Annotated in this window: 6 protein-coding genes; 5 read left to right on the plus strand and 1 reads right to left on the minus strand. The window is 55.6% G+C overall.

From position 1 onward, the window contains the following. The 5 genes from ACOSYY_RS01500 to ACOSYY_RS01520 all read left to right on the plus strand — a co-directional run. On the plus strand, window positions 1–525 hold a 525-nt coding region (locus ACOSYY_RS01500; RefSeq protein WP_421660488.1), incomplete at its 5' end, for a PT domain-containing protein. A 9-nt stretch (window positions 526–534) separates the two neighbouring features. Next, window positions 535–1,578, plus strand: coding sequence for a thiamine-phosphate kinase (gene thiL / locus ACOSYY_RS01505; RefSeq protein ID WP_421660489.1), 1,044 nt, complete (start codon window positions 535–537; stop codon window positions 1,576–1,578). 8 nt (window positions 1,579–1,586) lie between these two features. Then, window positions 1,587–2,093 (plus strand): DUF2062 domain-containing protein, encoded by a 507-nt coding sequence (locus ACOSYY_RS01510; RefSeq protein ID WP_421660490.1) that lies wholly within the window; start codon window positions 1,587–1,589, stop codon window positions 2,091–2,093. Between the two features lie 14 nt (window positions 2,094–2,107). Further along, window positions 2,108–2,908 carry an HD domain-containing protein gene (locus tag ACOSYY_RS01515; RefSeq protein ID WP_421660492.1) on the plus strand — a complete coding sequence of 267 codons (801 nt, stop codon included), beginning with the start codon at window positions 2,108–2,110 and terminating at the stop codon, window positions 2,906–2,908. A gap of 111 nt (window positions 2,909–3,019) precedes the next feature. Next, a complete protein-coding gene (locus ACOSYY_RS01520) occupies window positions 3,020–3,526 on the plus strand; it encodes a hypothetical protein (RefSeq protein ID WP_421660494.1) in 507 nt (168 codons plus the stop codon). 112 nt (window positions 3,527–3,638) lie between these two features. Here ACOSYY_RS01520 and ACOSYY_RS01525 read toward each other — a convergent pair. Then, the coding region (locus tag ACOSYY_RS01525; protein WP_421660495.1) for a hypothetical protein at window positions 3,639–4,292 on the minus strand (654 nt) is incomplete at its 5' end.

Below are 4,292 nucleotides of genomic sequence, written 5' to 3' on the forward strand. Positions count from 1 at the left end.
GGTGATCCCAGCAGACAACCAAGTCAGCAACCATCCAGTCAACCCACCAGACAGCCCAGCAGTCGACCAAGCAATCAACCCACAAGGCAACCAACATCACAACCTTTTGGTGATCCCACAGATCAACCAAGTGGTCAACCAATCGGTGATCCCAGCAGACAACCAAGTCAGCAACCATCCAGTCAACCTACAGGCCGAGTGCTTCCGATCGGAGGGCTCAAGGAAAAGATTTTGGCGGCGAAGCGAGCGAAGCTCACCACAGTGATCCTTCCACGTCGAAATAAAAAGGACCTAGAGGAAACCCCCAAACATCTCCTCAAAGGCATTCAATTGGCGTTTGTCGAGACCATGGACGATGTCATGAAGATCGCCCTCCGACGAAGCGCCAAGGCTACGCCCTCCTCCGGGAAATCATCGGCCCCTCCGGCGCCGACACGCATCCGTCCTCTGGGACCCGGCAAAGGTCGGCGGTCGCACGAACTCCCTGCCACGGCGATGGCAAACAAACGGCCCGCACAGTCATAGGATCGTGTCGTGGCCCGTCCTCAGGCCCATCCTCACATTCAGGAATTCGCTCTGATCCGATCTCTTGAGGGTCAGTTTGCTCGTCACGCGCCAGGGCTCGTCCAAGGCATCGGCGACGATGCGGCCGTGATTGAGACATCCGCCCAGGCCTGGTGGTACTTCACAACGGATTTGCTTGCCGAAGGGATCCACTTTGACATGAAGTCGGCTACCTCTGAGTCGATCGGATACCGGGCAGCCATGGCCAATCTAAGTGATATTGCCGCGATGGGCGCCGTCCCTCGCTATTTGCTCATTTCGCTCGCCATCCCGAGGACATTGAAGCGGTCTCACATCTACAAGTTGTACCGCGGCTTGATGAAGGCTTGTCGCCTCTATGACGTGGCACTCATCGGTGGCGATACCTCGGCGTCCAAGGCTGGACTCTTTCTTAGCATCACCCTGGTCGGCACAACAAGCGGGCGCCGGGCGCTTTTTCGGCGCGGTGCCAAAGCGGGAGATGACATCTATGTTTCCGGCACTCTAGGCGACTCCCTGGCAGGTCTCAAACTTTTGATGAGCCGCACAACCTCGTACTCCTTGGTAAGGAGGAAGACCAAGTTCTCGCGCTCCCATCGGCAATTTCTTGTCCGCCGCCACTCCCATCCCACCGCAAGAGTCGCCGAAGGCCAGTGGCTCAATGATGGGCAACTCGCTTCCGCCGCCATCGACCTGTCCGACGGCCTCTCCGGAGATCTTCGGCATCTATGCGAAGAAAGTCGAGTCGGCGCAGAGATAGAACTCGATACGATACCGATCTCCCCAGCCTGCCGTGCCTATGCCCGGGCGATCGGCGTCTCGCCGATTCGATTCGCGCTCACCGGCGGGGAAGATTACGAGCTTCTGTTTACTGCTTCTCCGCACAACTGCGAGACTATCGAACAGCAAGCACAAACACGAGGCTATCGCATAACTCGTATCGGAACGATTCGCCCACAGCGGTTCGGAATTCAGATGCGGTCCGACGGCCGGACGCAACCGATGCCGGCCACCAGTTACGAGCATTTTCGCTGATCCCCGACATGAGTAACCAGTCCACGAATCGAAGGGGCCGATCATTCCGAGCACTCTTACGCCAAGTGCTCCATGTACAAGAGTCCCCGCAACGCACTGCGTTGGCATTTGCCCTGGGCGTCTTCATCGCATTCTCACCCGCCTATGGCTTGCACACGGCGATGGTCCTGCTGTGTACGTGGCTGTTTGGACTCAATTTCCTGGCCTTGTTTACCGGTGCCTTAATCAACAATCCCTGGACCATCATTCCGATCTTGGGCGCAACCTACTGGACCGGTGCATTGCTCTTGGGGCGCACGGATGTACCAAATTTCGATTGGCAGGATCTGAGTTTCAGCGGCATCTATCAACAAGTCCTTCCCTACGCAGCTCCTTTTATGCTCGGAGGACTCGTTCTCAGCGTGCTGGGAGCGCTGTTGTCCTATCCGGTCGCCTACCTGCTTTTCCACAGACATCGTTCCTCACCAACCGGACTCACGACTGAACCGTTGCCGCCCTCCGATCAGGTGGGCTAAGATATCTGCTTGCCATGGAACCGGCAGACCGACCGAACGCTCCGTATGATGGATCGGCGCTCATCGCCGACCCCATCCACAAGTACGTCACGTTCACCGTACCGTACGCGCGGCCTGATCCACATGAACACACCGAGAAAGACCTCATCGACTCGCCGTGGGTTCAGCGGCTGCGCTACATCTACCAGCTGCAGAGTGCACGCTGGGTCTATCCCTCGGCGGAACATACGCGATTCGTGCATTCTCTTGGAACGATGCACGTGGCGGGACGATTCGCGCGACATCTGTATCCATTTCTCAAAAAAGCCGTCAAGGACGTTCCGTCGGCCAATTTTGTCGAAGAACTCTTACGGGTGACGGCCTTGGTTCATGACATTGGGCACGGTCCGTTTTGCCATTTCTTCGATGACAACTTTCTCCATGCCCATAATCTCACGCATGAACGGTTGGGGCAAATCATCATCCGGGAACATTTGGCTCCCCTCATCAGGAAAATTCACCGAAGCCCGTCCGGACCCTTCGCGAAAGGGGAAGAACTGAATCCCGACCAGATTGCCCACCTGATCCTCAAGGAGAAAGGCAAGGACAATTCCCGCCTCCCTCGATGGTTGAACATGCTTCAGCCTGTGATCTCCGGGAGTTACACCGGAGATAATCTGGACTACGTCTTGAGGGACTCTTATATGTGCGGTGTGGCGGTAGGCCCGGTCGACCTGACGAGATTGATTCATTACACGATCGTGACGGACAAAGGCTTCACCATTCACAAAACCGGGCTTCCGTCCCTACAAATGTTCCTCAACACGAGGATGTAGCTCTACTCCAACGTCTATTTCCATCGCACCACTCGAGCGATCGACATCCATCTGCGGGACATCTTCGGTCAGACGATGAAGCTGCTCTGTCCCAACGATCCGCGCAAGAATATGGATAGGTATCGGATCCTGACGGACTGGTCGCTTTTGGAAGAAGTCCGAGGATGGAAACAGTCGCGCCACAAAGCTCGCCGTCACCTGGGACAAGAGTGGGCACGGATCGTGGGCCGAGATATCAAATGGAAGATGGCCTACAGCACGACGTTGAAAGAAAAAGGACAGGAACGTGGCATGGCGTTTCCCAGCCATCGGCATTTCGAGCAGCAGATTGCCAAAGAACTGCCGCCCGGCTTGAGGCGACTGCCGTTTCGTGTGGACATGGCCCTGTTGGACCCACGACCTGACCCCAAAGACCGCCGTGGGAATCCTCTCTACGTGTACGACCCCGGAACGGGTCAAGTTTCCACCGAGCCGCTGGAAGAATTCTTAGACCTTCTGCCCACGCGACTCATCCAGTTTCGAATCTATTCTCCCGATCATCACCACGACGCAGCCTTGTCGCAAGCGGCGGCAACCGTCCTCAACAAGACACCGATGAGTCTCGAATCCAACTACTGAGCGATTGGTGGATCAATCATCGTTGGTGAATAGCGAGGCTGGTGAAACCCTACGGTATGACGGCGACTTCCCAGGTACGGGAGTGAGCAAGATCCAAGAGCCTGCCGGTTGGCTAGGCTGACATTTGGAGGAGCAGGCCTTTTAGCAGCTGGACTTTTTTCATCTTCATGATCTCGCGCTGCTCATCTGATGGGAAATGAGGACCGCGTTTTGTCGATGGAAAACGTGCTTCGAACCGCTCGATGATCTCAAGCGCTTCCGCCTCTTCTCCGGCCAAAAGCAACACCTTCATGAGTTGGAGGTAGGCAGGAACAAGAAACATCAGATGCCGCACTTCTTTCACTTCATTGATGACATACCGATAGCTTTCGATCGCAACCTCTGGATTGATCTTTTCATAGCTGAGGGCCTCGATGATATGTATTCCCAGTCGATCCGTATCGGCGCTGATACACCGTTCCCACTGCCCGTTGACCAAGGCCCGTACTTCTTCCGTTGACAACTGGATGCCGCCATTTTTGACATTGTTGCGGAGTTGTTCCAATAGGCCTCTCGCTTCTAGCCAGGCTCCGTACAGTCCGACCAATACGCCGGTACAGGGCGTGGATTGTTGACATTTGCCGGTATGCGGGGAAAACCTCTTCTTCGCGACCTGGGAAGGTAAGAAGAAGCAGCCATTCGATGCGGCACAGACCTCACAGATATGGTCGTCATTGGGCGTCACGTAGATATACATGCGAATGCCGGATCGATCGAAGATATCGAT

The organism is Nitrospira sp. BLG_2 (assembly GCF_049222245.1).